Origin of the sequence: Mycolicibacterium chlorophenolicum, from assembly GCF_001044235.1 — a bacterium.
GTDB lineage: Bacteria > Actinomycetota > Actinomycetes > Mycobacteriales > Mycobacteriaceae > Mycobacterium > Mycobacterium chlorophenolicum.
Genome location: NZ_JYNL01000020.1, coordinates 595,848 through 620,883, shown reverse-complemented (window position 1 = coordinate 620,883; position 25,036 = coordinate 595,848). Strand labels below are relative to the sequence as shown.

The 25,036-nt window shown below is 70.3% G+C and carries 23 protein-coding genes; 16 read left to right on the top strand and 7 right to left on the bottom strand.

Annotation, left to right across the window (positions count from 1 at the left end; all coding sequences use genetic code 11):
• Nucleotides 1-20 precede the first annotated feature (20 nt).
• A complete protein-coding gene (gene smc / locus MCHLDSM_RS11070; protein ID WP_048470083.1) occupies nucleotides 21-3,608 on the top strand; it encodes a chromosome segregation protein SMC in 3,588 nt (1,195 codons plus the stop codon).
• Nucleotides 3,609-3,614: 6 nt separating this feature from the next.
• Here smc and fni read toward each other — a convergent pair whose 3' ends face one another.
• Nucleotides 3,615-4,643: a type 2 isopentenyl-diphosphate Delta-isomerase gene (gene fni / locus MCHLDSM_RS11065; protein ID WP_048470082.1), complete on the bottom strand. Its 1,029-nt coding sequence runs from the start codon at nucleotides 4,641-4,643 to the stop codon at nucleotides 3,615-3,617.
• A 39-nt stretch (nucleotides 4,644-4,682) separates the two neighbouring features.
• Here fni and ftsY point away from each other — a divergent pair, with 39 nt between their 5' ends.
• The 4 genes from ftsY to MCHLDSM_RS11045 all read left to right on the top strand — a co-directional run bounded on the left by ftsY (nucleotide 4,683) and on the right by MCHLDSM_RS11045 (nucleotide 10,553).
• On the top strand, nucleotides 4,683-6,092 hold the full coding sequence (ftsY, locus tag MCHLDSM_RS11060; RefSeq protein ID WP_048470081.1) for a signal recognition particle-docking protein FtsY: 1,410 nt from the start codon (nucleotides 4,683-4,685) through the stop codon (nucleotides 6,090-6,092).
• Nucleotides 6,093-6,296: 204 nt separating this feature from the next.
• Nucleotides 6,297-7,661 carry an ammonium transporter gene (locus MCHLDSM_RS11055; RefSeq protein ID WP_048470080.1) on the top strand — a complete coding sequence of 455 codons (1,365 nt, stop codon included), beginning with the start codon at nucleotides 6,297-6,299 and terminating at the stop codon, nucleotides 7,659-7,661.
• A gap of 5 nt (nucleotides 7,662-7,666) precedes the next feature.
• Nucleotides 7,667-8,005, top strand: a complete 339-nt coding sequence (locus tag MCHLDSM_RS11050; RefSeq protein ID WP_011779408.1) for a P-II family nitrogen regulator — start codon at nucleotides 7,667-7,669, stop codon at nucleotides 8,003-8,005.
• A gap of 82 nt (nucleotides 8,006-8,087) precedes the next feature.
• Entirely contained in the window at nucleotides 8,088-10,553 is a 2,466-nt protein-coding gene (locus MCHLDSM_RS11045; protein ID WP_048470079.1) for a [protein-PII] uridylyltransferase, read from the top strand.
• Here MCHLDSM_RS11045 and MCHLDSM_RS11040 read toward each other — a convergent pair.
• A complete protein-coding gene (locus MCHLDSM_RS11040) occupies nucleotides 10,550-12,742 on the bottom strand; it encodes a molybdopterin-dependent oxidoreductase (protein ID WP_234713948.1) in 2,193 nt (730 codons plus the stop codon). The two genes, MCHLDSM_RS11045 and MCHLDSM_RS11040, sit on opposite strands and share 4 nt — an antisense overlap.
• A 110-nt stretch (nucleotides 12,743-12,852) precedes the next feature.
• Between MCHLDSM_RS11040 and ffh the strand changes: the two genes are divergently transcribed.
• Both ffh and MCHLDSM_RS11030 read left to right on the top strand, forming a co-directional pair.
• Nucleotides 12,853-14,415: a signal recognition particle protein gene (ffh, locus tag MCHLDSM_RS11035; protein ID WP_048470078.1), complete on the top strand. Its 1,563-nt coding sequence runs from the start codon at nucleotides 12,853-12,855 to the stop codon at nucleotides 14,413-14,415.
• Nucleotides 14,415-15,488: a metal-dependent hydrolase family protein gene (locus tag MCHLDSM_RS11030; RefSeq protein WP_048470077.1), complete on the top strand. Its 1,074-nt coding sequence runs from the start codon at nucleotides 14,415-14,417 to the stop codon at nucleotides 15,486-15,488. Before ffh ends, MCHLDSM_RS11030 begins: the two co-directional genes overlap by 1 nt.
• Before the next feature lie 73 nt (nucleotides 15,489-15,561).
• On the opposite strand, the gene MCHLDSM_RS11025 is transcribed toward MCHLDSM_RS11030, so the two are convergent.
• Together MCHLDSM_RS11025 and MCHLDSM_RS11020 are read right to left on the bottom strand one after the other, a co-directional pair.
• Complete coding sequence (locus MCHLDSM_RS11025) at nucleotides 15,562-16,386, bottom strand: D-alanyl-D-alanine carboxypeptidase family protein (protein WP_048470076.1); 825 nt, start codon at nucleotides 16,384-16,386, stop codon at nucleotides 15,562-15,564.
• Nucleotides 16,387-16,499: 113 nt separating this feature from the next.
• Complete coding sequence (locus MCHLDSM_RS11020; protein ID WP_048470075.1) at nucleotides 16,500-17,384, bottom strand: D-alanyl-D-alanine carboxypeptidase family protein; 885 nt, start codon at nucleotides 17,382-17,384, stop codon at nucleotides 16,500-16,502.
• A gap of 45 nt (nucleotides 17,385-17,429) precedes the next feature.
• On the opposite strand from MCHLDSM_RS11020, the gene MCHLDSM_RS11015 reads away from it, so the two are divergent.
• Nucleotides 17,430-17,849 carry a nuclear transport factor 2 family protein gene (locus tag MCHLDSM_RS11015; RefSeq protein WP_048470074.1) on the top strand — a complete coding sequence of 140 codons (420 nt, stop codon included), beginning with the start codon at nucleotides 17,430-17,432 and terminating at the stop codon, nucleotides 17,847-17,849.
• A gap of 5 nt (nucleotides 17,850-17,854) precedes the next feature.
• On the opposite strand, the gene MCHLDSM_RS11010 is transcribed toward MCHLDSM_RS11015, so the two are convergent.
• Entirely contained in the window at nucleotides 17,855-18,346 is a 492-nt protein-coding gene (locus tag MCHLDSM_RS11010) for a nuclear transport factor 2 family protein (protein WP_048470073.1), read from the bottom strand.
• Nucleotides 18,347-18,518: 172 nt separating this feature from the next.
• Here MCHLDSM_RS11010 and rpsP point away from each other — a divergent pair, with 172 nt between their 5' ends.
• Genes rpsP through trmD form a run of 4 tightly spaced genes read left to right on the top strand, consistent with a single transcriptional unit; the run spans nucleotide 18,519 to nucleotide 20,516 of the window.
• Nucleotides 18,519-19,034 carry a 30S ribosomal protein S16 gene (gene rpsP / locus MCHLDSM_RS11005; RefSeq protein WP_048470072.1) on the top strand — a complete coding sequence of 172 codons (516 nt, stop codon included), beginning with the start codon at nucleotides 18,519-18,521 and terminating at the stop codon, nucleotides 19,032-19,034.
• Between the two features lie 5 nt (nucleotides 19,035-19,039).
• Complete coding sequence (locus MCHLDSM_RS11000) at nucleotides 19,040-19,282, top strand: RNA-binding protein (RefSeq protein WP_029114920.1); 243 nt, start codon at nucleotides 19,040-19,042, stop codon at nucleotides 19,280-19,282.
• The gene (gene rimM / locus MCHLDSM_RS10995) at nucleotides 19,283-19,807 is read left to right on the top strand and encodes a ribosome maturation factor RimM (protein ID WP_048470071.1); all 525 of its coding nucleotides are present in this window, start codon (nucleotides 19,283-19,285) and stop codon (nucleotides 19,805-19,807) included.
• Between the two features lie 13 nt (nucleotides 19,808-19,820).
• Nucleotides 19,821-20,516: a tRNA (guanosine(37)-N1)-methyltransferase TrmD gene (gene trmD / locus MCHLDSM_RS10990; RefSeq protein WP_048470070.1), complete on the top strand. Its 696-nt coding sequence runs from the start codon at nucleotides 19,821-19,823 to the stop codon at nucleotides 20,514-20,516.
• Here the strand turns inward: trmD and MCHLDSM_RS10985 are convergent.
• Both MCHLDSM_RS10985 and MCHLDSM_RS10980 read right to left on the bottom strand, forming a co-directional pair.
• Nucleotides 20,513-21,433 (bottom strand): serine hydrolase, encoded by a 921-nt coding sequence (locus MCHLDSM_RS10985; RefSeq protein ID WP_048470069.1) that lies wholly within the window; start codon nucleotides 21,431-21,433, stop codon nucleotides 20,513-20,515. The genes trmD and MCHLDSM_RS10985 overlap by 4 nt on opposite strands.
• A complete protein-coding gene (locus MCHLDSM_RS10980) occupies nucleotides 21,433-22,374 on the bottom strand; it encodes a serine hydrolase (protein ID WP_048470068.1) in 942 nt (313 codons plus the stop codon). The genes MCHLDSM_RS10985 and MCHLDSM_RS10980 overlap by 1 nt, the downstream gene beginning before the upstream one ends.
• Nucleotides 22,375-22,701: 327 nt before the next feature.
• On the opposite strand from MCHLDSM_RS10980, the gene rplS reads away from it, so the two are divergent.
• Genes rplS through MCHLDSM_RS10960 form a run of 4 tightly spaced genes read left to right on the top strand, consistent with a single transcriptional unit; the run spans nucleotide 22,702 to nucleotide 25,031 of the window.
• Complete coding sequence (gene rplS / locus MCHLDSM_RS10975; RefSeq protein WP_048416279.1) at nucleotides 22,702-23,043, top strand: 50S ribosomal protein L19; 342 nt, start codon at nucleotides 22,702-22,704, stop codon at nucleotides 23,041-23,043.
• Complete coding sequence (gene lepB, locus MCHLDSM_RS10970) at nucleotides 22,970-23,932, top strand: signal peptidase I (RefSeq protein ID WP_082168816.1); 963 nt, start codon at nucleotides 22,970-22,972, stop codon at nucleotides 23,930-23,932. Before rplS ends, lepB begins: the two co-directional genes overlap by 74 nt.
• 17 nt (nucleotides 23,933-23,949) lie before the next feature.
• Nucleotides 23,950-24,729, top strand: coding sequence for a ribonuclease HII (locus MCHLDSM_RS10965; protein WP_234713947.1), 780 nt, complete (start codon nucleotides 23,950-23,952; stop codon nucleotides 24,727-24,729).
• A complete protein-coding gene (locus MCHLDSM_RS10960) occupies nucleotides 24,726-25,031 on the top strand; it encodes a DUF2469 domain-containing protein (protein WP_048416276.1) in 306 nt (101 codons plus the stop codon). Before MCHLDSM_RS10965 ends, MCHLDSM_RS10960 begins: the two co-directional genes overlap by 4 nt.
• Nucleotides 25,032-25,036: the final 5 nt, after the last annotated feature.

Genomic DNA, 25,036 nt, shown 5'->3' with positions numbered 1-25,036 from the left:
CGGCGGTAGGGTAACGCGTCATGCATCTGAAGAGTCTGACGCTGAAGGGCTTCAAGTCCTTCGCCTCGCCGACGACTCTTCGCTTCGAGCCCGGCATCACCTGCGTCGTGGGCCCCAACGGCTCGGGCAAGTCCAACGTCGTCGACGCGCTCACCTGGGTGATGGGCGAGCAGGGCGCCAAGACGCTGCGCGGCGGCAAGATGGAGGACGTCATCTTCGCCGGGACGTCGTCGCGGGCGCCGCTCGGCCGCGCCGAGGTGACGCTGACGATCGACAACTCCGACAACGCGCTGCCGATCGAGTACTCCGAGGTGTCGATCACCCGGCGGATGTTCCGCGACGGCGCCGGCGAGTACGAGATCAACGGCAGCAGTTGCCGTTTGATGGACGTGCAGGAGCTGCTGTCCGACTCCGGCATCGGCCGCGAGATGCACGTGATCGTCGGCCAGGGCAAGCTCTCGGAGATCCTCGAGTCGCGCCCGGAGGACCGGCGGGCGTTCATCGAGGAGGCCGCGGGCGTTCTCAAGCACCGCAAGCGCAAGGAAAAGGCGGTCCGCAAGCTCGACTCGATGGCGGCCAACCTGGCGCGGCTCACCGACCTGACGACCGAACTGCGCCGCCAGCTCAAGCCACTGGGCCGCCAGGCCGAGATGGCCCGCCGCGCCCAGACCATCCAGGCCGACCTGAGGGACGCGCGGCTGCGGCTGGCCGCCGACGACCTGGTGACGCGCAAGGCCGAGTTCGACGACACCGATCAGGCCGAGACGACGCTGCGCCGCGAACACGACGAGCTGACCCGCCGGCTCGAGACGCGCACCCTCGAACTCGACGCGCACGAAGCCGCGGTGACCGAACTCAGCGAGCGGGCCGACGCGGCGCAGCAGCGGTGGTTCCGGCTCTCCGCGCTCGCGGAACGCGTGAGCGCGACCGTGCGCATCGCCAGCGAACGCGCCCAGCACCTCGACGCCGAGCCGGCGTCGTCCAGCGGCCCCGATCCCGACGCCCTCGAGGCGCAGGCCGACGAGGTGGCCGAACAGGAACGGCTGCTGCTCGAGGAACTCGAGGAGTCGCGGGCCCGACTCGAGTCCGCCCGCGCCGAACTCGCCGATCGCGAGCAGGTCGCCGCCGAGGCCGAACGCGCCCACATGGCGGCCGCCCGGGCCGAGGCCGACCGCCGGGAGGGCCTGGCGCGGCTGAACGGGCAGGTCGACACGATGCGCACTCGCGTCGAGTCGATCGACGAGACGGTGGCGCGCCTGAGCGCGGGCATCGACGAGGCGGCCGCGCGCGCTCAGCAGACCCAGGCGGAGTTCGAGACGGTGCAGGCCCGCGTCGCGGAGCTCGACGCGGGCGAGGTCGGCCTCGACGAGCACCACGACCGGACCGTCGCCGCGCTGCGGTTGGCCGACGAACGCGTCGCCGAACTGCAGGCCGCCGAACGTGCCGGGGAACGGCAGGTCGCGTCGCTGCAGGCCCGCATCGACGCACTGTCCGTCGGCCTCGACCGCAAGGACGGTGCCGCCTGGCTGCAGCAGAACCGTAGCGGCGCAGGCCTTTTCGGCTCGGTCGCCGCCCTGGTCAAGGTGCGGCCCGGCCACGAGGCGGCGATCGCGGCCGTGCTAGGCGCGGCCGCGGATGCGCTGGCCGCCGAGGATGTCGGGGCCGCTCGCGACGCACTGAATGCGCTCAAGGAGTCCGACGGTGGACGGGCCGCGTTGGTGCTGGGGGACTGGCCGACGGCGCCCGCCGGTACGACGGCGACGTTGCCTGCCGGTGCGGTGTGGGCGCTCGACGTGGTCGACCCCGCCCCGCGCCTGCGGGGTGCGGTGACCGCGATGCTGGCCGGTGTCGCGGTCGTCGATGACCTCGCCTCAGCCTTGGAATGCGTTGCCGCACAGCCGGATCTACGAGCCGTCACCGCCGACGGGGATCTCGTCGGGGCGGGATGGGTGAGCGGTGGCTCGGATCGCAAGCCGAGCACGCTGGAGATCCAGTCCGAGGTCGACAAGGCGCGCACCGAGTTGGTCGCCGCCGAGCGGCAGACCGCCGAACTCTCAGCGGCGCTGGCCGGCGCGCTGGCCGAGCAGGCCAGCCGTCAGGACGCCGCCGAACAGGCGCTGGCCGCGCTCAACGAATCCGACTCGGCCATCTCGGCGATCTACGAGCAGCTCGGTCGGCTGGGTCAGGACGCCCGCGCCGCCGACGACGAGTGGCAGCGGCTGATCACGCAGCGCAACGAACTCGAGGCCGGGCGTAACCGCACGGTCGCCGAACTCAGTGAGCTCGAGGCGAGGCTGCACAACGCTCAGCAGGAGCCGATGTTCGAGGCCGAGCCCGTCGGCCGGCAGGAGTCGACCGCCGCGGCCGAGGCCGCCCGTGCCGCCGAGGTCGAGGCCCGGCTGTCCGTGCGCACCGCGGAGGAACGCGCGAATGCCGTTCGCGGACGGGCGGATTCGCTGCGTCGCGCGGCGGCGGCCGAACGGGAGGCCCGGATCCGGGCCCGGCAGGCCCGCGAGGCGCGGGTGCGCGCCGCGGCGGTGGCCGAGGCAGTGGCCGAGTCCGGTCGACTGGTCGCGCAGCGGCTCAGCGTCGCGGTGGCCGTCGGATCGCGGATCCGTGACGAGATCGCCGCCGAGCGTCAGGTCCGGGCTGCGGAGTTGACCAGGGCCCGCGAGGAGGTCACCGAGCTCACCACCCGAATCACGGCCCTCACCGACGCCCTGCACCGCGACGAGGTCGCCAAGGCGCAGGCGGCGATGCGGATCGAGCAGCTCGAGCAGCAGGTGCTCGAGCAGTTCGGGATGGCGGTGGCCGACCTCGTGGCCGAGTACGGACCTGACGTGCCGCTGCCGCCGTCGGATCTGGAGATGGCCGAATACGAGCAGGCGCGCGAACGCGGGGAGCAGGTGACCGCGCCCGCGCCGATGCCCTACGACCGGCCCACCCAGGAGCGGCGCGCCAAGCGGGCCGAGCGCGAGCTGGCAGAGCTGGGCCGGGTCAACCCCCTCGCGCTCGAGGAGTTCGCAGCGCTGGAGGAGCGCTACAACTTCCTGTCCACCCAGCTCGAGGACGTCAAGGCCGCCCGCAAGGACCTGCTCGACGTGGTCGCCGACGTCGACGCGCGCATCCTGCAGGTCTTCTCCGAAGCCTATGCCGACGTCGAACGTGAGTTCTCGCAGGTCTTTTCGACGTTGTTCCCCGGCGGTGAGGGCCGGTTGCTGCTGACCGACCCCAGCGACATGCTGACCACCGGCATCGAGGTCGAGGCCCGGCCGCCGGGCAAGAAGATCAAGCGCCTGTCGCTGCTGTCCGGTGGTGAGAAGTCCCTGACGGCCGTGGCGATGCTGGTCGCGATCTTCCGCGCCCGCCCGTCGCCGTTCTACGTGATGGACGAGGTGGAGGCCGCCCTCGACGACGTCAACCTGCGCAGGCTGATCAGCCTGTTCGAGCAGTTGCGCGAGGTGTCGCAGTTGATCGTGATCACCCACCAGAAGCCCACCATGGAGATCGCCGACGCGCTCTACGGCGTGACCATGCGCGGCGACGGCATCACCACCGTGATCTCCCAGCGGATGCGCGGACAGGAACTGGTCGCCAGCCCGTCCTGACCCGCGTCAGGTGGTGGCGACGACGCCGCCTGCGCGCAGCGCGTCGAGGTCCTGCGCACCGCACCCGTGCAGGCAGATGACCAACTCTTCGAGGAACACTTCCAGCCAATCCACCACGGCGGCAACGGATTCGATGGCCGGCGCCAGCAGCGGCCGGGCGATCGCGACCACCTGCGCGCCCATCGCCAGGGCTTTCGCGGCGTCCATCCCGGTGCGGATGCCGCCCGAGGCCACCAGCGGCATGTCCGGCAGGATCGCGCGCACCTCGGTCAGCGCCTGCGCGGTCGGGATGCCCCATTCGGCCAGCGCGGGGTGGCGCACCTCGCCGTAGCGCACGAACTGCTCGATCCGCGCCCACGACGTGCCGCCCGCGCCCGCCACGTCCACCGCCGCGACCGGGCAGCCGACCAGCTCGGCGGCCGCCACCGCGCCGATACCGTGGCCGACCTCCTTGAGCATCACCGGATATCCGAGCGCGTCGACCAATTCGGACAGCCGGTGCAGCGAGCCGGAGAAATCGGTGTCCCCGCGATGTTGCATCGCCTCCTGGAGCGGATTGGTGTGCACCGCCACCGCGTCCGCGCCGACGCGGCCCAGCGCGGTGGCGAGCCCGGGCACGATCGCCGGCGACACCTGCGCCAGCCCGATGTTGCCGATGACCAGGACATCGGGGGCGATCTCGCGGACCGCGAAGCTCGCCGCGGCGGCGTCGTCGTCGATCATCACGCGCTGCGAGCCCAGCATCATCCCCAGACCCAGTTGCTGGGCCGCGGCGGCCAGGTTCCGGTTGATGATCCCCGACAGCTGCGCACCGCCGGTCATCGCGCCGATCAGCACCGGCGCCCGCAGCGTGCTGCCGAGGAACTCGGTACTCAGATCGATGCGCCGCAGATCGGTCTGGGTGAGCGCGTTGTAGGGGAGCCGGTAGCGCTCGAAACCGGTGGTCACCGTCTGATAGTCGACGGCCTCGGTCAGGCACACGTCGATGTGGCGCCGCTTGCGGTGCTGCAGGGCCGAGCCGGGGTCGAAGCTCACCGGCTGTGACTCGCTAGAGGCCCCTGAGACAATGGCCGGGTGAGTGAGGGTCTCTGGATCGCCATCGCGGTCATCGCCGTCCTGCTGGTCGTTGCACTCGTCGTCGGGCTGGTGCGGTACCGCCGGCGCCGCATCAGCCTGTCGGCTCCAGACACTGCCACTCCTGTCGATCGGTCCGGCGGGTACAAGGCCTCGTCAGGCATCACGTTCTCGGCGTCGGCGCCCACCCAGGCACCCCCGGCGGCGCCGCCGCGCCCGCCGAAGACGCCCGAGCGCATCGACACCACCGGATTGCCCGCCGTCGGCGATGATGCCACCATCCCGCGCGACGCTCCGAAGCGTCCCATCGCCGACGTCAGGCTGCCCGACACCCTTCCCACACCGACGGTCGACAAACCTGCGCCGCCGGACGTGCAGGCCCCCGCGGCGCCCGAAGCCCCCGCAGCACCTGAAGCCCCCGCAGCGCCCGAAGCCCCGCCGGCCCCGGAGCCGCCGGCAGCGCCGGCAGCGCCCGACATCGACGCCATCGCGCCCACCGAGGGCCGGCTCGACCGGCTGCGGGGCCGCCTGGCGAAATCGCAGAACACGCTGGGCCGCAGCATGCTGGGCCTGCTCGGCGGCGGCGATCTCGACGAGGAGTCCTGGGAGGAGATCGAGGACACCCTGCTGATCGCCGACCTCGGCCCGGTCGTGACGGAGTCGGTGGTCGCCGCGCTGCGCGTCCGGATGGCCAGCAGCACGGTGCGCACCGAGGCCGACGCCCGCGCCGTGCTGCGTGACGTGTTGATCGCCGAGTTGCAGACCGACCTGGACCGCTCGATCAAGGCGCTCCCGCACGAGGACAAGCCCTCGGTGCTGCTCGTCGTCGGCGTCAACGGCACCGGCAAGACCACGACGGTCGGCAAGCTGGCCCGCGTCCTGGTCGCCGACGGCCGCCGCGTCGTCCTCGGCGCCGCCGACACCTTCCGGGCCGCGGCCGCCGATCAGCTGCAGACCTGGGCGTCGCGCGTCGGCGCCCAGGTGGTGCGCGGCGCCGAGGGCGCCGATCCCGCCTCGGTGGCCTTCGACGCCGTCGACACCGGCGTCGCCTCCGGGGCCGACGTCGTCGTGATCGACACCGCGGGCCGGCTGCACACCAAGACCGGCCTGATGGACGAGCTCGGCAAGGTCAAGCGGGTGGTGAGCAAACGGGCGGCCGTCGACGAGGTACTGCTCGTGCTCGACGCCACCATCGGTCAGAACAGCCTCCCGCAGGCCCGGGTTTTCGCCGAGGTCGTCGACATCACCGGGGTCGTGCTGACCAAGCTCGACGGCACCGCCAAGGGCGGCATCGTGTTCCGCGTCCAGCAGGAACTCGGGGTGCCCGTGAAGCTCGTCGGCCTCGGCGAGGGACCCGACGATCTCGCGCCGTTCGAGCCCGCGGCGTTCGTCGACGCGTTGCTCGGCTAGCGTCCCGCGCCGCCTCCTGTTCGCTGCGAATCCCATGATGTAACAGCAGCGAAACGTCACCGGGTGATCCGTTCACACGAGCGAAACACCAGTGCGTCATCGGCGAAACAACCACTGCGCATTGTCATGCCCAGGTCAACGGTCGTCACCGGCGCGGCTGTGGCATGTCGAAGGAGGAATCTGCGAGTGGACCAATTCCCGACGATGGGTATACCGGACACCGGTGATACCGCGTGGATGCTGGCAAGCGCCGCGCTGGTGTTGCTGATGACACCCGGCCTGGCGTTTTTCTACGGCGGCATGGTGCGGGCCAAGAGCGTGCTCAACATGATCATGATGAGCATCTCGGCCATGGGTGTCGTCACCGTGCTGTGGGTGCTTTACGGCTACTCGCTGGCCTTCGGCAACGACGTCAACAATCTGTTCGGTGACCCGACCCAGTTCTTCGGTCTCAAGGGTCTGATCGGCGGCAACGCCGCGGCCGCGGTCGTCGCCGATCCGGCGGCGGGAGTCGAGGCCGTCGACGCCGTCAACATCCCGCTGGTCGGCACGCTGCCGGCGACGGTCTTCGTGGCGTTCCAGCTGATGTTCGCGATCATCACCGTCGCGCTGATCTCCGGTGCGGTCGCCGACCGCATCAAGTTCGGCGGCTGGCTGCTGTTCACCGCGCTGTGGGTGACCGTCGTGTACTTCCCGGTCGCGCACTGGGTGTTCTCGTTCGACGGCGTGACCGCCGAGACCGGCGGCTGGATCGCCAACAAGCTCGCCGCGGTCGACTTCGCCGGTGGCACCGCCGTGCACATCAACGCCGGTACCGCGGGCCTAGTGCTCGCGATCATCCTCGGCAAGCGCCGCGGCTGGCCGGGCACGCCGATGCGGCCGCACAACCTGCCGTTCGTGATGCTCGGCGCCGGCCTGCTGTGGTTCGGCTGGTACGGCTTCAACGCCGGGTCGGCGACCTCGTCGGGCGGGCTGGCCGGTTCGACGTTCGTCACCACCACGGTGGCGACCGCTGCGGCGATGCTGGCGTGGCTGCTCACCGAGCGGTTCCGTGACGGCAAGGCCACTTCGCTGGGTGCCGCCTCGGGCATCGTGGCCGGCCTGGTCGCGATCACCCCGTCGTGCTCGTCGGTGAACGTGGTCGGCGCGCTCGTGATCGGCGTCGTCGCGGGTGCCCTGTGCGCCCTGGCGGTCGGCCTGAAATACAAACTGGGATACGACGACTCGCTCGACGTGGTCGGTGTGCACCTGGTCGGCGGCATCGTCGGCACGCTGCTCGTCGGTCTGGTGGCAGCACCGGAGACCGGCGCGGGTGTGGCCGGCCTGTTCTACGGCGGCGGGGTCGACCAGTTGTGGCGCCAGGCCGTCGGTGCGGGCGCGGTTCTGCTCTACTCGGCCATCGGTACAGCTATCTTGGCCTTGATAGTGAAGTACACCGTCGGACTGCGGCTCAACGAGGAGGATGAATCCACCGGCGCTGATGAATCGGAGCACGCGGAAACCGCCTACGACTTCGCCTCGGTCGGCGCGGGCTCGGCACTCGGTCGTCACCCCGGCGTGGAGGGATAAGGGATATGAAGCTGATTACTGCGATCGTCAAGCCGTTCACGCTCGAAGACGTCAAGACCGGACTGGAGCAGACGGGCATCCTCGGGATGACCGTCAGCGAGGTTCAGGGTTACGGTCGTCAGAAGGGACACACCGAGGTGTACCGCGGCGCGGAATACTCGGTGGATTTCGTGCCGAAGGTCCGTGTCGAGGTCGTCGTCGACGATGCCGCCGTCGACAAGGTCGTCGATGTCATCGTCCAGGCCGCCCGCACCGGCAAGATCGGTGACGGCAAGGTGTGGGTCAGCCCCGTCGAGACCGTGGTCCGGGTGCGCACCGGTGAGCGCGGAGCCGACGCCCTTTGACCGGCGCCGTCTAGAAGCAGAGTCGTCTCCCGGCACTCGGGCCGTGTGAGCGCTGGATCGTCAAGTGCCGGGAGGACAACTCGTGAGCGAACGCAAACCCCGATCCGCCGCCGGCGCTCCCCGATGGGAGCGTCCGGCGGCGGGCTCTTCCCGCCCCGCAACGGATCTCACCGCTGCCGTCGAGCAGCTGCGGTCCGGCGGGGCCCGCCTGGACTCGGCCGCGCTGCGTGATGCGCTGCTCGACCTCTACGACTTCTGGCTCACCACCAAGGCGACCGACATCGGCATCACGGCGACCAGTGGGTTCGCCATCGTGGCCACCGGTGGCCTCGGCCGCGGCGAGGTGCTGCCGTACTCCGACCTCGATCTGATGCTGCTGCACGACAACATGCCGGACGACATCGTCGGTGAGGTCGCCGAACTGCTGTGGTATCCGTTGTGGGACGCCAACATTCGACTCGACCACAGCGTGCGCACGGTACCCGAGGCGCTGCGCGTGGCCGGCGAGGACATCTCCGCCGGCCTGGCGATGCTCGAGGCCCGCCACATCGCCGGGGACGCCGATCTGTCCTCGCTGCTGATCGGCGGGGCGCGCAGGCAGTGGCGCACCGGAATCGCCTCGCGGTTCGACGAACTCGTCGAGCACACCCGCGCCCGGTGGCAGCGCAGCGGACAGATCGCGCACCGCGCCGAACCGGATCTCAAATGCGGCCGCGGCGGCCTGCGCGACGTGCAGCTGCTCAACGCGCTGGCGATCGCGCAGCTGGCCGACGTGTACCCGAGCCGGTCCCTGGCTTCGCCCACCGAGACGCTGGGCGAAGCGCATCTCGCACTTCTCAACGTGCGCACCGAATTGCACCGGGTCGCCGGCCGCGGCCGGGAGCTGCTGCTCGCTCAGCACGCCGACGAGATCGGGGCGTCGCTGCGGATCGGGGACCGGTTCGATCTGGCCCGCATGCTCTCCGACGCAGCACGGACCGTCAGCTACTACGTCGACGCCGGCATCCGGACCGCGGGCAACGCGCTGCCGCGCCGCGGGCTCGCCGCGCTACGCAGACCGGTGCGCCGCCCCCTCGACGAAGGGGTCATCGAGTTCAACGGCGAGGTCATCCTGGCCCGTGACGCCCGGCCCGAGCGGGATCCCGGGCTGATCCTGCGGGTGGCGGCCGCATCGGCGACCACCGGGCTGCCGATGGCCGCATCCACGCTGAGCCGGCTGGTCGAGACCGCCCCCGAACTGCGCACCCCGTGGCCGCGTCAGGCGCTGAAGGATCTCCTGGTGATGCTCGCCGCGGGGCCGTCGGCCGTCGGCACCATCGAGGCCCTGGACCGCACCGGGCTGTGGGGCCGGTTGTTCCCGGAGTGGGGCGCCGTCCGGGACCTGCCGCCGCGCGATGTCGTCCACATCTGGACCGTGGATCGTCACCTCGTCGAAACCGTCTCCCGCGCAAGCGCATTCACGACCCGGGTGTCGCGTCCCGATCTGCTGGTGCTCGGCGCGCTGGTGCACGACATCGGCAAGGGCCGCGGCGGGGACCACAGCGTGATCGGCGCCGAACTGGCCCACCAGATCGGCAGCAGGCTGGGCCTGTGGCCGTCCGACATCACGATCCTGGCCACGGTGGTGCGTCACCACCTGCTGCTCCCGCACACCGCGACCCGGCGCGACCTGCAGGATCCGGCGACGATCGCCGGCGTCGTCGAGGCCCTCGGCGGTGACCTGGTGGTGCTCGAACTGCTGCACGTGCTGGCGGAGGCCGACTCGCTGGCCACCGGGCCCGGGGTGTGGGGAGACTGGAAGGCCTCGCTGATCGGCGACCTGGTCAGGCGCTGCCGGCTGGTGATGGCGGGGGAGCCGCTCCCGCAGCCGGATCCCGTTGAGCCACGGTTCATCTCGCTGGCCGCCGAGCCCGGCGTGCACGTCGAGCTGACCCCGGCCGACAGCCCGCACATCTACCACGTCACGATGATCGCGCCGGATCGCCGCGGGCTGCTGTCCAAGGCGGCCGGAGTGCTCGCGCTCAATTCGCTGCGGGTGCACTCGGCGTCGGTCAACGGTCACGAGGGTGCAGCGATCAACACCTTCGTGGTGTCGCCGCACTTCGGGACGCCGCCGGCGGCCGAACTGCTGCGCCAGCAACTGATCCTGGCCCTCGACGGGGACCTGGACGTGGTCGGCACGCTGGAGAAGAAGGGTGCCGACGCCGCGCCGGCGGGGCGCGCCGGCGAGGTGCGGGCCGCGGTCCCGATCCACGCCCCCGCGGCGCCTCCACGGGTGCTGTGGCACGACGGCGACGCCCCCGGCCGCGCGGTGGTCGAGGTCCGCACCACCGATCGGACCGGCCTGCTGACGATGTTGACCGCGGTGTTCGAGCGTGCCGGTGCGGATATCGCCTGGGCGAAGGTCACCACGCTGGGATCCTCGGTCGTCGACGCCTTCGGCATCGTGCTGCCCGCCGGCGGGGACGGCGCGATCCGGCAGACCCTGGAACGGGACCTGTTCGCGGTGCTGCCCGCACCCCCGGCGCCGGTCGAAGAAGCCAGCTAGCCGGCGGGGGTGACCGACACCCACGTGCCGTTGACGGCCGCGGTGCCGGTGAACGCGTCGACGAGATCCGGGTCGTGCAAGGCGTTGACGTTGGCGCCGGCCAAGGTGCGTGCGTGGCGCCACCCGGTGTCGCGATGGCCCCAACCATGCGGTATCGCAATGGTTCCGGGGCGGATGTCCGTGGTGATGTCCAGTGGCACCTCGATGCTGCCGACAGCGGAGGAGACGCACACGGTGTCGCCGTCGACCAGACCGCGCGACGCCGCGTCGTCCGGGTGCATCAGGGCCGTGCACCGGTTGCTTCCGCCCGTCATCGACGGGACGTTGTGCAGCCACGAGTTGTTGCTCCTGAGCTGCCGTCGGCCGATCAACTGCAGATCGTAGCCGTCGGACACCCCGCGGTCCGCGTCGCGCAGGTGCGCGCGGGCAGCGGCGACGAACTCGGTGGGCGCCAGATGGACCCGCCGGTCCTCGGTGGCGATCACCTCGCGTAGCCGAGGGCGCAGCGGACCGAGATCGACACCGCCCGGGCTGCTGCGGATCTGCCGCATGGTGATGCCGTTGCGGCCCTTGCGAAGTCGTCCGTGCGGCCCGGTGGCCACGGCCAGTGCCGCCAGTCGCAACGGGTTGATCGCCGAGACCAGTCGCGACCGCAGCGGGCCGGGCAGTGATCGCAGCGGCCGCGGCAGCAACTCGAGCGCCAAGCGCGTCAGGATCTCCCAGTCCTCGAGGCCGCTGGACGGCGGGTCGAACGAACGGTGTTGATAGCGAACGGTATTGCGCACCTGGAACACCGGCGTGAGCAGGCTGACGTCGTCGCGCTCCAGCGGCGACACTGGCGGCAGGATGAAGTCGGCGTGCCGCGTGGTCTCCGTGACGTACATGTCGACCGCCACGTACAGGTCGAGCGACGCCAGCGCCTCGTCGAGCCGGCCGCGCTGGGGGATCGACGAGACCGGGTTGCCGGCGTAGGTGATCATCGCCCGGATCTGGCCGGGGCCAGGGCTGAGGATCTCATCGGCCATGACGACGGCGGGCAGCTCCGAGCGGAACGACCCGTAGCGGCCCGACCGGTCGGTGTAGCGGCCCGGCCGGAACGGTATCCGTTTGGCGAGCCTCGGCACATCGGCCACGGGCGTGGTGAACATGGTGCCGCCCGCGCGGTCCAGGTTCCCCGTGACGGTGTTGAGGACCATCACCAGCCAGCTCACCAGTGTGCCCGTCGGCTGCTGGCAGATGCCGATCCGCGCGTAGATCGCCGCGGACTCGGCCGCGGCGTGCTCGCGGGCCAGCGTGCGGATGGTCTCTGCGGAGACTCCCGCGCGGGGGGCCATCGCCTCCGGGGTGGCGTCGGCGATGAGATCGGCGAGCTCGGCGATCCCGGTCGTCTGGGCGGCGATGGCGCGGGTGTCGCAGAGCTTTTCGGCGAGCAGGACGTGCAGCATGCCCAGCAGCAGGAACAGGTCTCCACCGGGGCGGACCGCGACGTGCTGGTCGGCCAGGCGGGCGGTCTCCGTGCGGCGTGGGTCGACGACGACGACGGTGCCACCGCGTTCCCGGATCGCCCGGATCCGTCGCTTCGCGCCGGGCATGATCGACAGCGATCCGTTGGAGACCGCGGGATTGGCCCCGAGAATCACCAGCCGCTGGGTGCGGTCGATGTCGGTGACAGGGATCAGTGCGTTGGATCCGAACACCTTCCACGCCGCGAACTCGTGCGGCATCTGGTCGATCGACGACGCGGTGAAGAAGTTCGGGGTGCGCAGCGCCCGGCTCAGCAAGAACCCGTAGGCCGCCCCGGAGCTGTGGGCCGCCGGGTTGCCCAGGTACATGCCCAGCGAGTTGGTGCCGGTCCTCGCGCGCACCGCGCGCAGCCGCTGCCCGATCTCGGCGAACGCCGCGTCCCAGCCGATCGGCTCGAAGCGGTCTCCGACGCGGCGCAGCGGAGTGCGCACCCGGTCGGGATCGTGGTGCAGTCCGCCCATCGCGGTGGCCTTGGGGCAGATGTAGCCGTGCGACAGCACGTCGTCGGGATTGCCCTCGATGCGGGTGACCTGCCCGTCGGTGACCGTGACATGCAGGCCGCAGTGGGCCTCGCACAGCGTGCACTGGCTGATGTGGGTGGTGGAACCCCGGGAGGGCCCGGAGTCCGGGCGCGAGGTGGTGAGAGGGACGTCGATCGCTGTCACGGAGCCTCCGCGGGATTGTCGGGTGGCCCTCACGGTATCGGCTGGCCGTCGCATGCGACCAGAGGTCAGCGCGGTTCTCTCCCCGCCACCGGGACCGTTAGGCTGACGAGGTGTTCGAATCCCTGTCCGACCGGTTGACCGGTGCGCTGACGGGCTTGCGAGGCAAGGGCCGGCTGACCGATGCCGACATCGATGCCACCGCCCGCGAGATCCGGTTGGCGCTGCTGGAAGCCGATGTCTCCCTGCCCGTGGTGCGCCAGTTCGTCGCGCACATCAAGGATCGCGCCAAGGGCGCCGAGGTGTCGGGTGCGCTCAACCCCGCCCAGCAGGTCGTCAAGATCGTCAACGAGGAACTCATCACCATCCTCGGTGGCGAGACGCGGCAGCTGGCGTTCGCGCGCACGCCTCCGACGGTCATCATGCTGGCCGGCCTGCAGGGCTCCGGTAAGACCACGCTGGCCGGCAAGCTCGCGAAGTGGCTGAAGGGTCAGGGCCACACCCCGCTGCTGGTGGCGTGCGACCTGCAACGCCCCGGCGCGGTCAACCAGCTGCAGATCGTCGGCGAGCGCGCCGGTGTGCACGTCTTCGCGCCGCACCCGGGCACCGCGCCGGGCGCCGACGAGGTCAAGGGCACCGCCGATCCGGTCGCGGTGGCCGCTGCCGGCCTGGCCGAGGCGAAGTCCAAGCACTACGACGTCGTGATCGTCGACACCGCCGGCCGGCTGGGTATCGACGAGGAACTGATGAGCCAGGCCGCGGCGATCCGCGACGCCGTCTCGCCCGACGAGACCCTGTTCGTGCTCGACGCGATGATCGGTCAGGACGCCGTCACCACGGCCGACGCGTTCCGCGAGGGCGTCGGTTTCACCGGGGTCGTGCTCACCAAGCTCGACGGTGACGCCCGCGGCGGTGCCGCGCTGTCGGTGCGCGAAGTCACCGGCGTGCCCATCCTGTTCGCGTCCAGCGGTGAGAAGCTCGAGGACTTCGACGTCTTCCACCCCGACCGGATGGCCAGCCGGATCCTCGGCATGGGCGACGTGCTCAGTCTGATCGAGGCTGCCGAACAGCATTTCGACGCCGAACAGGCCGAGGCGACGGCCGCCAAGATCGGTAGCGGTGAGCTCACGCTGGAGGACTTCCTCGAGCAGATGCTGATGATCCGCAAGATGGGCCCGATCGGGAACCTGCTCGGCATGCTGCCCGGCGCCGGCCAGATGAAGGACGCCCTGGCCGCGGTCGACGACAGCCAACTCGATCGCGTGCAGGCCATCATCCGCGGCATGACGCCGGCCGAGCGTGCCGACCCGAAGATCATCAACGCCTCCCGCCGGCTGCGCATCGCCAACGGCTCCGGGGTGACCGTCTCGGAGGTCAACCAGCTCGTCGACCGGTTCTTCGACGCCCGCAAGATGATGTCGCAGATGGCCGGTCAGATGGGAATGCCGTTCGGCCGCAAGAACTCTCGTAAGGCGGCCAAGGGCAAGAACAAGCAGGCGGGCAAGAAGGGGCGCAAAGGTCCCACGCCGCCGAAGAACCGCAATCCGCTGGGCGCCGGGATGCCGGGGATGCCCCCCGGGTTCCCCGACCTGTCGAACATGCCCAAGGGCCTCGACGAGCTGCCGCCGGGCCTGGCCGACATCGATCTGTCGAAGCTGAAGTTCCCCAAGAACTGATGGCGGCGCCGCTGCATGTGCGCGGTCGCGGTCTGCCCGACGGCGAACCGGTCGAGTGGTGGGTGGTCGACGGCCGGCTCAGCGCCGAGCCCGCGCAGGGCGCCGAGACCGTGTGGGACGGCGGGTGGATCCTGCCCGGCCTGGTCGACGCGCACTGCCATGTCGGCCTCGGCCAGCACGGCGAGATCCCGATGGACGAGACCATCGCGCAGGCCGAGACCGAGCGCGCCGTCGGTGCGCTGCTGCTGCGCGACGCCGGCTCCCCGACCGACACCCGCGGTTTCGACGATCGCGCCGACATGCCGCGCATCATCCGGGCGGGCCGCCACCTCGCCCGGCCCAAGCGCTACCAGCGCGGCTTCGCGATCGAACTCGAGGACGAATGGCAGCTTCCCGACGCGATCGCCCGGCAGGCCCGCTGGGGGGACGGCTGGGTCAAGCTGGTGGGGGACTGGATCGACCGCGACCTCGGGGATCTGGCGCCGCTGTGGTCCGACGACGTGCTCGAGGCCGCGATCGACGCGGCACACGCCAACGGGGCGCGCGTCACCGCGCACGTGTTCAGCGAGGACGCGCTGCCGGGCCTGATCCGGGCCGGCATCGACTGCATCGAACACGGCACCGGGCTCACCGACGACACCGTGGACCTGATGGTCGAGTACGGCACCGCGCTGGTACCGACGCTGATCAACATCGAGAACTTCCCCGGGATCGCCGCGGCCGCCGAGAAGTATCCGCGCTACCAGCAGCACATGCGGGCCCTGTACCAGAGCTGCGGGCCCCGGATCGCCGCCGCCCGCGAGGCCGGTGTGCCGATCTATGCCGGTTCCGACGCCGGCAGTACCGTCGCGCACGGCCGCATCGCCGACGAGGTGGAGGCGCTCAAGGGTATCGGCATGACGCCGACCGAGGCGCTGGGCGCGGCCTGCTGGGACGCCCGCGAGTGGCTGCGCCGCCCTGGTCTCGAGCACGGCGCGTCGGCCGATCTGGTGTGCTACGCCGACGATCCCCGGTCCGGACCCGATGTGCTCGCCGCACCGTCGCGCATCATCCTGCGCGGCGTCGTCTACTGACCGCGAGTGTGCCGCCATGATCGTGGCTGCGGCCGATCCGCGACCGTGTGTGCACGTTCGGCGACCGTGCGTCTCAGGGCTGGCGGAAGCCCCAGTCGAACAGGTCGATGGCCTGGCCGTACAGGTCGCCGCTGCCGTACATCTGCACGACCACCAGCCGTCGGCTGCCGCGCTGGGCGGCCCCGATATAGGTCTTGCGCGCCAGATTGGTGTATCCGGTCTTGCCGGCCAGATCCCCGGGATAGCGGGTCAGCAGCTCGTTCTGGTTGTGCAGGGTCTTACCCGGGAACGGCGCCGTCGGCGCACGCATGATCGCGGCGATCAGCGGATACTGCAGCGCCGCACGCAGGATCACCGCGAGGTCGTGCGGCGAGGTGATCGACTCCCAGCCGGGGCCGTCCAGCCCGGACGGTGACGACGCCTTCGTCGCCCGCGCGCCGACGAGGGCCGCTTTGCGATTCATCGCGGCGACCGCGACCGCCGAGCCGCCGAGCATGTCGGCGAGCATGTTCGCGGCATCGTTGCCCGACACCATCAGCAGCGCCGAGAGCAGCTGCTGGGTGGTGTAGGCCTGCCCCGGCTGCAAACCGACACAGGAACATTCGACCTCGGTGTGCGAGGTGTTGGCCCTGGCGAAGTTGTCCGGCCGGAGGTGGTCGAGCACCACCATCGCCAGCAGCACCTTGATCGTGCTGGCCGGGGCGTAGCGGCCGTACGGGTCGCGGCTGGCCAGCACCCGGCCGGTGTCCAAGTCGGCGACCAGCCAGGCCTGCGCGGGTCCTTGCGGAAGCGCTTGTGCCGCAGCGGGTTCGACGTCAGGTTGCGCGGCGGAGAGCGGAACGGGCGCGACCAGCGTCACGCACAGGGCGAGCGTCAGCCCCGCGAATCCTCGTCGCACGGGTCGCGACGCTAGTCGGGCGAGGACTCGCCCCGCGCGCGATCAGGTCTCCATCCGGTAGCGATTTCGGCGTGGTTTCCGTCGATGAGCGCCGACGAGCACGCCGAAATCGCTCAGAGCGCGCTGACGCCGGTGTTGGGGCCCAGCGCGAAGCCCCAGTCCAGCAGGGCGGCGGCCTGATCCCAGTACGTCGGACCGCCCTCTCGGACCAGACCGTGCATCAGCGCCACCACCAGGTGCCGGCCGCCGCGCTCGGCGCCGCCGACGAACGTCTTCTGCGCGAGATCGGTGTATCCGGTCTTGCCGCCGAACGTGCCGGGGTAGCGGTGCAGCAGTTCGTCCTGATTCACCAGCACGACGTCACCGGCCCGGGTCGGGAACACCGCCGTGGGTTGCGCGGTGATCTGGGCGAACACCGGATTGGCCATCGCGGCCCGGAAGATCACCGCCAGATCGTGCGGGGTGGACCAGATGTCGATGCCGGGCCCGTCGATGCCCGAGGGCGATCCCGCGGTCGTGCCGAGCGCGCCCACGGAGGCGGCCTTCGCGTTCATCTTGGCGGCGGCGGCCTCCCGGCCGCCCAGCATCGTGGCCAGCGTGTTGGCGGCGTCGTTGCCCGACACCAGCAGCAGCGCCTCGAGCAGCTGGCGGGCGGTGTAGGTCATGCCCGGGGTGACGCCGGCGCAGTTGCACTCCACCCGGGTGTCGGCCTCGTTGGCCACGACCGTGGCGTCGAGGGGGAGTTCGTCGAGAACGGTCAGCGCCAGCAGCACCTTGATGGTGCTCGCCGGGGCGAACCGCGCGTTCTCGTTGCGGCCCGCCAGCACCGCGCCGGTGTCCATGTCGGCCAGGATCCACGCCTCGGCCGGACCCTCGGGAATCGGAACGCTGCCGGCGGGCTGGCTGATCCCGGACACGGGAACCGCGGCGGCGTGGGGCATGGCCGGTCCCGCGACCAGACACAGCGTCGCCGCCCACACTGCGAGAAGCCTCGTCATGACGGCTGAGCCTAACGGCGGCCAGCGATCGTGTTCAATCGAGGAATGTTGAGCCTCGAGCAGATCTCCGACCGGCTGGAGATCCAGCAGCTGCTGATCGACTACTCCACCGCGATCGACCAGAAGCGCTTCGACGACCTCGACGCGGTGTTCACCCCGGACGCCTACATCGACTACAGCGTCACCGGCGGTATCGAAGGGCGGTTCCCCGAGGTCAAGGCCTGGCTGAAGGACGTGCTGCCCAACTTCCCGGCCTACTACCACATGCTCGGAAACGTCGACATCCGTATCTCCGGCGACACCGCGACGTCGCGCGCGATCTGTTTCAACCCGATGGTGATGGGCGGCGAGGCGGCCCAGATCTATTTCGTCGGCATCTGGTACGTCGACGAGTTCGTCCGCACCGAACAGGGGTGGCGGATGAGCAAGCGGGTCGAGGAGAAGTGCTTCGACAAGCTGCTCTGACGAAGTCAGCGCGCCAGCCGCCGGCCCACCGCCGCGGCGACCCTCTTGACCCGGTCGGACAGGTACACCGAGACCGCGAGGTTGAAGACGTCCTCGCGCAGCCGGGTCAGCGTGGACGCGGTGATCACCCAGCGGCCGTCGACCTTCTCGTAGGTCTCGCGGTAGTGCCCGTACCCGCGCAGGTTGATCCCCGGCGCCAGCCGCACGACGTCCTCCAGCGCCCAGATGCCGCGCGCCGTGGTGGCCGAGGTCAGCTCCAGTTCGGGGGCGTGCACCTGGTGCACGGTGGCGCGATCGCCCAGGCTGGCGCGGGTGAAGGCGACGAAGTCGTCGGCGCCGACGATCACCTTGCCGCCCGCCTGCGAGGTGTCGCTGTGGAAGTCGTCGGCGAACAGCGACCGCCAGGCCGGCCAGTCCTTGGTGTCGAGGTGGCGGCAGTACCGGGCCTTGAGCTGTTTGAGTGACTCGATCTCGAGCAGCGCCGTCACGTCGTCCATGGTGAGAACGTCGCACGGATTTCTGTCCGCGGCCAGGGCTCTGGCACAATGGGCGGCTGTCTGCCCTGGGACTCCGGCCCCGCGGCGGTCACACACGTAAGGCAAAACCGGATCGGGCAATCCGCCCGCATCGCCGAATTGCAGCGTGGCAACGCAACAGGAGTAGTAGTTCATGGCTGTCAAGATCAAGCTGACCCGTCTGGGCAAGATCCGCAATCCCCAGTACCGCATCGCTGTCGCCGACTCGCGCACCCGCCGCGACGGTCGCTCCATCGAGGTCATCGGCCGGTACCACCCGAAGGAAGAGCCGAGCCTCATCGAGATCGACTCCGAGCGCGCCCAGTACTGGCTGGGTGTGGGCGCCCAGCCGACCGAGCCCGTGCTGCAGCTGCTCAAGATCACCGGTGACTGGCAGAAGTTCAAGGGCCTGCCGGGTGCCGAGGGCACGCTGAAGGTCAAGGAGCCCAAGCCGTCCAAGCTGGACCTGTTCAACGCGGCGCTGGCCGAGGCCGACGGCGGTCCGTCCGGCGAGGCCACGCAGCCCAAGAAGAAGAAGGCCCCGGCAGCGAAGAAGGCCGAGGAGGCCACCGACGTCGAGGCGACGGCTGATCCGTCGGGCGCCAAGGACGCGTCGGAGCCGGCTGCCGAAGGTGCCGACGCGACCGTCGCCGGCGCCACTGAGAGCTGACGTCCGTGAGCACAGTCGTCGTCGACGCTGTCGAGCATCTGGTCCGCGGCATCGTCGACAATCCCGATGATGTCCGCGTCGACATGGTGACCAACCGCCGCGGCCGCACGGTCGAGGTGCACGTCCATCCCGATGACCTGGGCAAGGTGATCGGTCGGGGCGGCCGCACCGCGACCGCGCTGCGCACCCTGGTGGCGGGGATCGGCGGCCGCGGTATCCGCGTCGACGTGGTGGACACCGACCAGTAGATGGACCTGGTGGTCGGTCGCGTCGTCAAGGCGCACGGCGTCACCGGCGAGGTCGCCGTCGACGTACGCACCGACGACCCCGAGGGCCGGTTCGCCCCCGGTGTGGTGTTGCGCGGCCGGCCGTCGCGCGGTGGAACCGAACGTGAGTTCGTCGTCGAGTCGGTGCGCGCCCACGGCGGCAGGCTGCTGATGCGGTTGCAGGGAGTCGCCGACCGCGACACCGCCGACGGACTGCGCGGCACGTTGTTTCTCATCGACGCCGCCGAGCTTCCGCCGATCGAGGATCCCGACGAGTACTACGACCATCAGCTCGAGGGGCTGCAGGTCTCCACGGTCGACGGCGCGGGAATCGGGACCGTCGCCGAGGTGCTGCACACCGCGGCAGGCGAACTGCTGGCCATCAAGCGTGCTGACGGCGCGGAGGTGTTGGTGCCGTTCGTGTCCGCCATCGTGGTCTCGGTGTCGCTGGCCGACGGCGCCATCGTGATCGATCCGCCCGAGGGTCTGCTGGACCTGGACGGCTGAGCGGCGCACCGCCATGCGTATAGACGTCGTCTCGATCTTCCCGCAGTTCCTCGATCCGCTGCGACAGTCGTTGCCCGGCAAGGCGATCGAGACGGGCATCGTGGAGCTCGCCGTGCACGACCTGCGCCGGTGGACCCACGACGTGCACCGCTCCGTCGACGACTCGCCGTACGGCGGTGGCCCGGGCATGGTGATGAAGGCGCCGGTGTGGGGCGAGGCGCTCGACGAGATCTGTTCGCCGGAAACCCTTCTCGTGGTACCGACGCCGGCGGGACGGCTCTTCACCCAGGCGGCCGCGCAGCGCTGGACCGGCGAGGCGCATCTGGTCTTCGCCTGCGGCCGGTACGAGGGTATCGACCAGCGCGTTATCGACGACGCGGCGCGGCGGATGCGCGTCGAGGAGGTCTCGATCGGGGACTATGTGCTGCCCGGCGGCGAATCCGCAGCCGTGGTGATGATCGAGGCGGTGCTGCGGCTGCTGCCCGACGTGCTCGGCAATCCCGCGTCACACCAAGACGATTCGCACTCCGCGTCGGTCGGGGGACTGCTGGAGGGGCCCAGCTACACCCGCCCCGCCACGTGGCGGGACCTGGACGTGCCCCCGGTTCTGCTCTCCGGTGACCACGCCCGCATCGAGGCCTGGCGGCGCGAGCAGAGTCTCGCGCGCACCCGGGAGCGGCGTCCCGACCTGCTGCCCCCGGACGCCTAGATCGTCCCGCCGGGGAACGTCGTCTTGACGAACTGGGTCAGATCCTCACGGGCGGCCGCTTCGCTGGTGGGGTCGAGCGAGCCGGCGGCCATCACGTAGCGGTGATCGGCGCCGATCACGCCCGTGGTCACGTGCAGCTGGTTGCCGCCGTTCCAGCAGCAGAACCAGCCCTGCTTGACCGCGACCGGCTCGGCATAGAGTCCGTCGGGAATGCCGAACCGCTGCGGATACCCGTCGGTGCCCGTCGGCGTGGACTGCGCCAGATTGCTGATGATCACGTCGGCCTGCTCGGGCGGCAGTCCGCCGCTGCCGTCGAGCAGCATGTCGTAGTAGCGGACCAGATCGCTTGCCGTGCTCTGCGTGACGTCCCAGTGCCCGTTGTAGGGCGCCGTCGTGCCCGTCAGCCCGTAGCGCGCCTTCACGCGGCTGATGATCGCGTTGCCGCCGCTGCGGTCCCAGAAGTTCTGCGCCGCACTGTCATCGGAGGACCGCAGCATCACCTCCAGCGATCTGCGGTCGGCCGGAGACAGTTGGGTCGTGCCCTGGGCCACCTGCAGCAGCAGGTCGTCGGCGATGAACAGCTTCACCACCGAGGCGATCGGGAAAGGCCGGTTGTCGCCGTTGGACACGGTCAGACCGGTGGTGCGGTCCATCACCACGGCCTTGATGTCGGCCCCGGAGTCCGCCGCGTCCGCGGTCGCCTGCCGCACCCGGGCGTCGAGGCCCGCGAACCCCGGGCCGGGCGGACCGGGCGGGGCGGCGGGCAGTGGCACCGCATTGCTCTGCGGGGCGACGGCCGACGACTGCGGAACGGGAGGGGGAGGCGGCGCCGGCTCGGAGGGCGGCGCGTCGCAGCCCGCCATCAGCAGCGCCGCGCACAGAGCGGCAGCCAGCCGGGCCGTCGGGCGCACTGCCATCAGATCCGCCCGTCCGGGAACATCGCGCGCACAGCGTCGGTGATCGTCTTGCGGGCGGTGGCGGCGTCGGTGGGCTGCATCGACGCAATCGCCATCACATAGCGGCGATCGGGGCCGACGACGCCGGTGGACAAGTGCATCCAGTCGGAGCCGACGCAGCACATCCAGCCCTGCTTGACCGCGACCGGATCGCCGGGAAGGCCCTCGGGGATGCCGAACCGCTGCGGGTACACCCCGCCGGGCACCATGCCGTCGGGTGCGGTGGGCGTGGAGGCCGCCAGATTCGACAGGATGATGCTCGCCTGCTCGCCGGGCAGCCCGCCGGTGCCCGCCAGCAGCTTGTCGTAGTACCGCACCAGATCGGTGACGGTGCTGATCGTGTTGAACCAGCGTCCGTTGCTCGGCGGCCGGGTCGCGGTCAGGCCGTAGCGGCCCACCACCCGGTTGATGATCGCGCTGCCACCGCTGCGGTTCCAGAAGACCTCGGCCGCACTGTCATCGGAGGACCGCAGCATGACGTCGAGCATTTTGCGGTCGTCCGGCGACAGCGTCGTCTGGCCCTTCGCGACCTGCAGCAGCAGGTCGTCGGCGATGAACAGCTTCACCACCGACGCGATCGCGATGGTGCGGACGTCACCGTTGGTGACGAGTTCGCCGGTGTTGCGGTCGAGCACCGCCGCGGTGATGTCGGCCCCTTCGTCGGCGGCCGCCGCGGTGGCCTGGCGTTCGCGGTCGGCCAGGCCGAGGAAGGAGGCCGACGGCTGGTCGGGCGGCTGGTCGGGCAGGGGCGCCGCGGTGCCCAGCGGGGCGACCACGGTGAGCTGCGGCCCGTCCGGGTTCGGCGGCGCGCCGTACACCTGGGCCTCGCAGCCGCCCAGGGCCACGGTGGCAAGGCTGAGGGCAGCGGTGGTCCTGACCAGCCGCCACGGCCGCGATCGCATCGCTCGTCCCTCCCGAGTGTGTGAGCCTGCCCTGGTGCAAGAAACGGGCGCTGCCCTGGCGCGTCCGTGCGACCAGGGTAACGGCTGTGTACCCGGTGTGCGCCGGTTGGGAGGGCGGCGTCAGGGCGGCGTCAGGGGATTGCCACCGGCCCCGACGCCGATTTCAGAGATCCGGGTCCCGTCTGGCACAATTGGGCAGTTGTCTGTGCACGGCAGGGAACTGCCGCTCCGCTGCACGACCCGCCCCAGACGCCCGAAACACCATCGGCTCTGCGCGCGTCACCCCCGACGCCGCCAGCAGCCGCCGACACCGAGGAAGTGTGAGCGATGAACACCCTGGATTTCGTCGACCAGACGTCGTTGCGTGACGACGTCCCGGACTTCGGTCCCGGTGACACCGTCAACGTCCACGTGAAGGTCATCGAGGGCTCCAAGGAGCGCATCCAGGTCTTCAAGGGCGTCGTGATCCGCCGCCAGGGCGGCGGCATCCGCGAGACGTTCACCGTCCGCAAGGAGAGCTACGGCGTCGGCGTCGAGCGCACGTTCCCGGTGCACTCGCCCAACATCGACCACATCGACGTCGTCACCCGCGGCGATGTGCGCCGCGCGAAGCTGTACTACCTGCGCGAGCTGCGCGGCAAGAAGGCGAAGATCAAGGAGAAGCGCTGACCCCGCTTCTGCGGACCGGGTTCGGCGCGGCGCTGACTACGCTGATCCCGTGACCGGACCGAGGGACACCCCCGACACCGACGATCCGTCGGCGGAGCAGACGCTCGAATCGCCGCAGCCCGCCGACCCGTCGCCCGCCGACGAGGACCAGCCGGAGAAGAAGAAGCGCGGCGCATTGCGCGAGGCCGCGATCCTGGTCACCGTCGCGGTGGTCCTCTACTACGTGATGCTGACGTTCATCGCGCGGCCGTACCTGATCCCGTCCGAGTCGATGGAACCGACCCTGCACGGGTGCAACGGATGCGTGGGCGACCGGATCATGGTCGACAAGCTCACCTACCGGTTCTCCCAGCCCGAGCCCGGCGACGTGATCGTGTTCAAGGGTCCGCCGAACTGGAGCATCGGCTACAAGTCGATCCGTTCCGACAATCCCGCGGTCCGGGCGGTGCAGAACGCGCTCTCGTTCGTCGGCTTCGTTCCTCCCGACGAGAACGACCTGGTCAAACGCGTCATCGCGGTCGGCGGACAGACCGTCGAATGCCGCGTGCCGACCGGATTGACCGTCGACGGCAAGCCCCTGAAAGAGCCCTACCTCGATCCGAACACGATGAACGCGGACCCGGCGGTCTACCCGTGCCTCGGCAACGAGTTCGGCCCGGTCACCGTGCCCGAAGGCCGGCTGTGGGTGATGGGCGACAACCGCACCCACTCGGCCGATTCGCGGGCGCACTGCTCGAACCTGCCCGCCGACGTGCAACGGGGCCTGATCTGCACCGGCGACGCGGTCGCCGGCACCATCCCGGTGGACAACGTCATCGGCAAGGCCCGCTTCATCGCCTGGCCGCCGTCGCGGTGGGGCGGCGTGAGCTCGGTGGACCCGCAGAGCTAACGGAAGAGCCCACACAGGTGCCGGCGTGGCCTCCCAGGATGGTGATCCGCAGATCGTCAGGTCTGCGCACGCTGGAATCCGCTCTCTATCGCGCTGGGCTGGGCCCGGTCGCCGGTGTCGACGAGGTGGGCCGCGGAGCATGTGCCGGGCCTCTGGTGGTCGCGGCGTGCGTGCTGGGTCCGAACCGGATGGAGAGCCTCGCCGCGCTCGACGACTCGAAGAAGTTGGGGGAGGCGGAACGGGAACGACTGTTTCCGCTGATCAAACGCTACGCGCTGGCATACCACGTGGTGTTCATCCCGTCGGCGGAGGTGGATCGTCGCGGGGTGCACGTGGCCAACATCGAGGGCATGCGGCGGGCCGTCGCCGGGCTGCCGATCCGCCCCGGCTACGTGCTGTCCGACGGTTTCCGGGTGCCCGGGCTGCCGACACCGTCGCTGCCGGTGATCGGCGGTGACGCCGCGGCCGCGTGCATCGCCGCAGCCAGTGTGCTGGCGAAGGTGAGTCGCGACCGGCTGATGGTGGCGATGGACAACGAGCACCCCGGATACGGGTTCGCCGAGCACAAGGGCTACAGCACCCGCGCGCACAGCGCCGCCCTGGCCCGCCTCGGACCGTCGCGTCAGCACCGGTATTCGTTCATCAATGTGCGGCGGCTGGTTTTCCGGGAACCCGGGGAGCATGGCGACGACGAGTACGCGAAGATGAGGGCACTGGGCCCCATGGGCACTGAAGACTCGGAAGTCTCTGAAGACTCTGACATCTATGAACTACGTGAAGGACAGCTGAGCCGATGAGTGCCGAAGATCTCGAGAAGTACGAAACCGAGATGGAGCTCTCGCTCTACCGCGAATACAAGGACATCGTCGGGCAGTTCAGCTACGTCGTGGAGACGGAGCGGCGGTTCTACCTCGCCAACAGCGTCGAGATGGTGCCGCGCAACGCCGAGGGCGAGGTCTATTTCGAGCTGCGCCTCGGCGATGCGTGGGTGTGGGACATGTACCGTCCGGCCCGGTTCGTCAAGCAGGTCCGGGTCATCACGTTCAAGGACGTCAACATCGAAGAGGTCGACAAACCCGAGCTGCGGCTGCCCGAGTAGGGCAC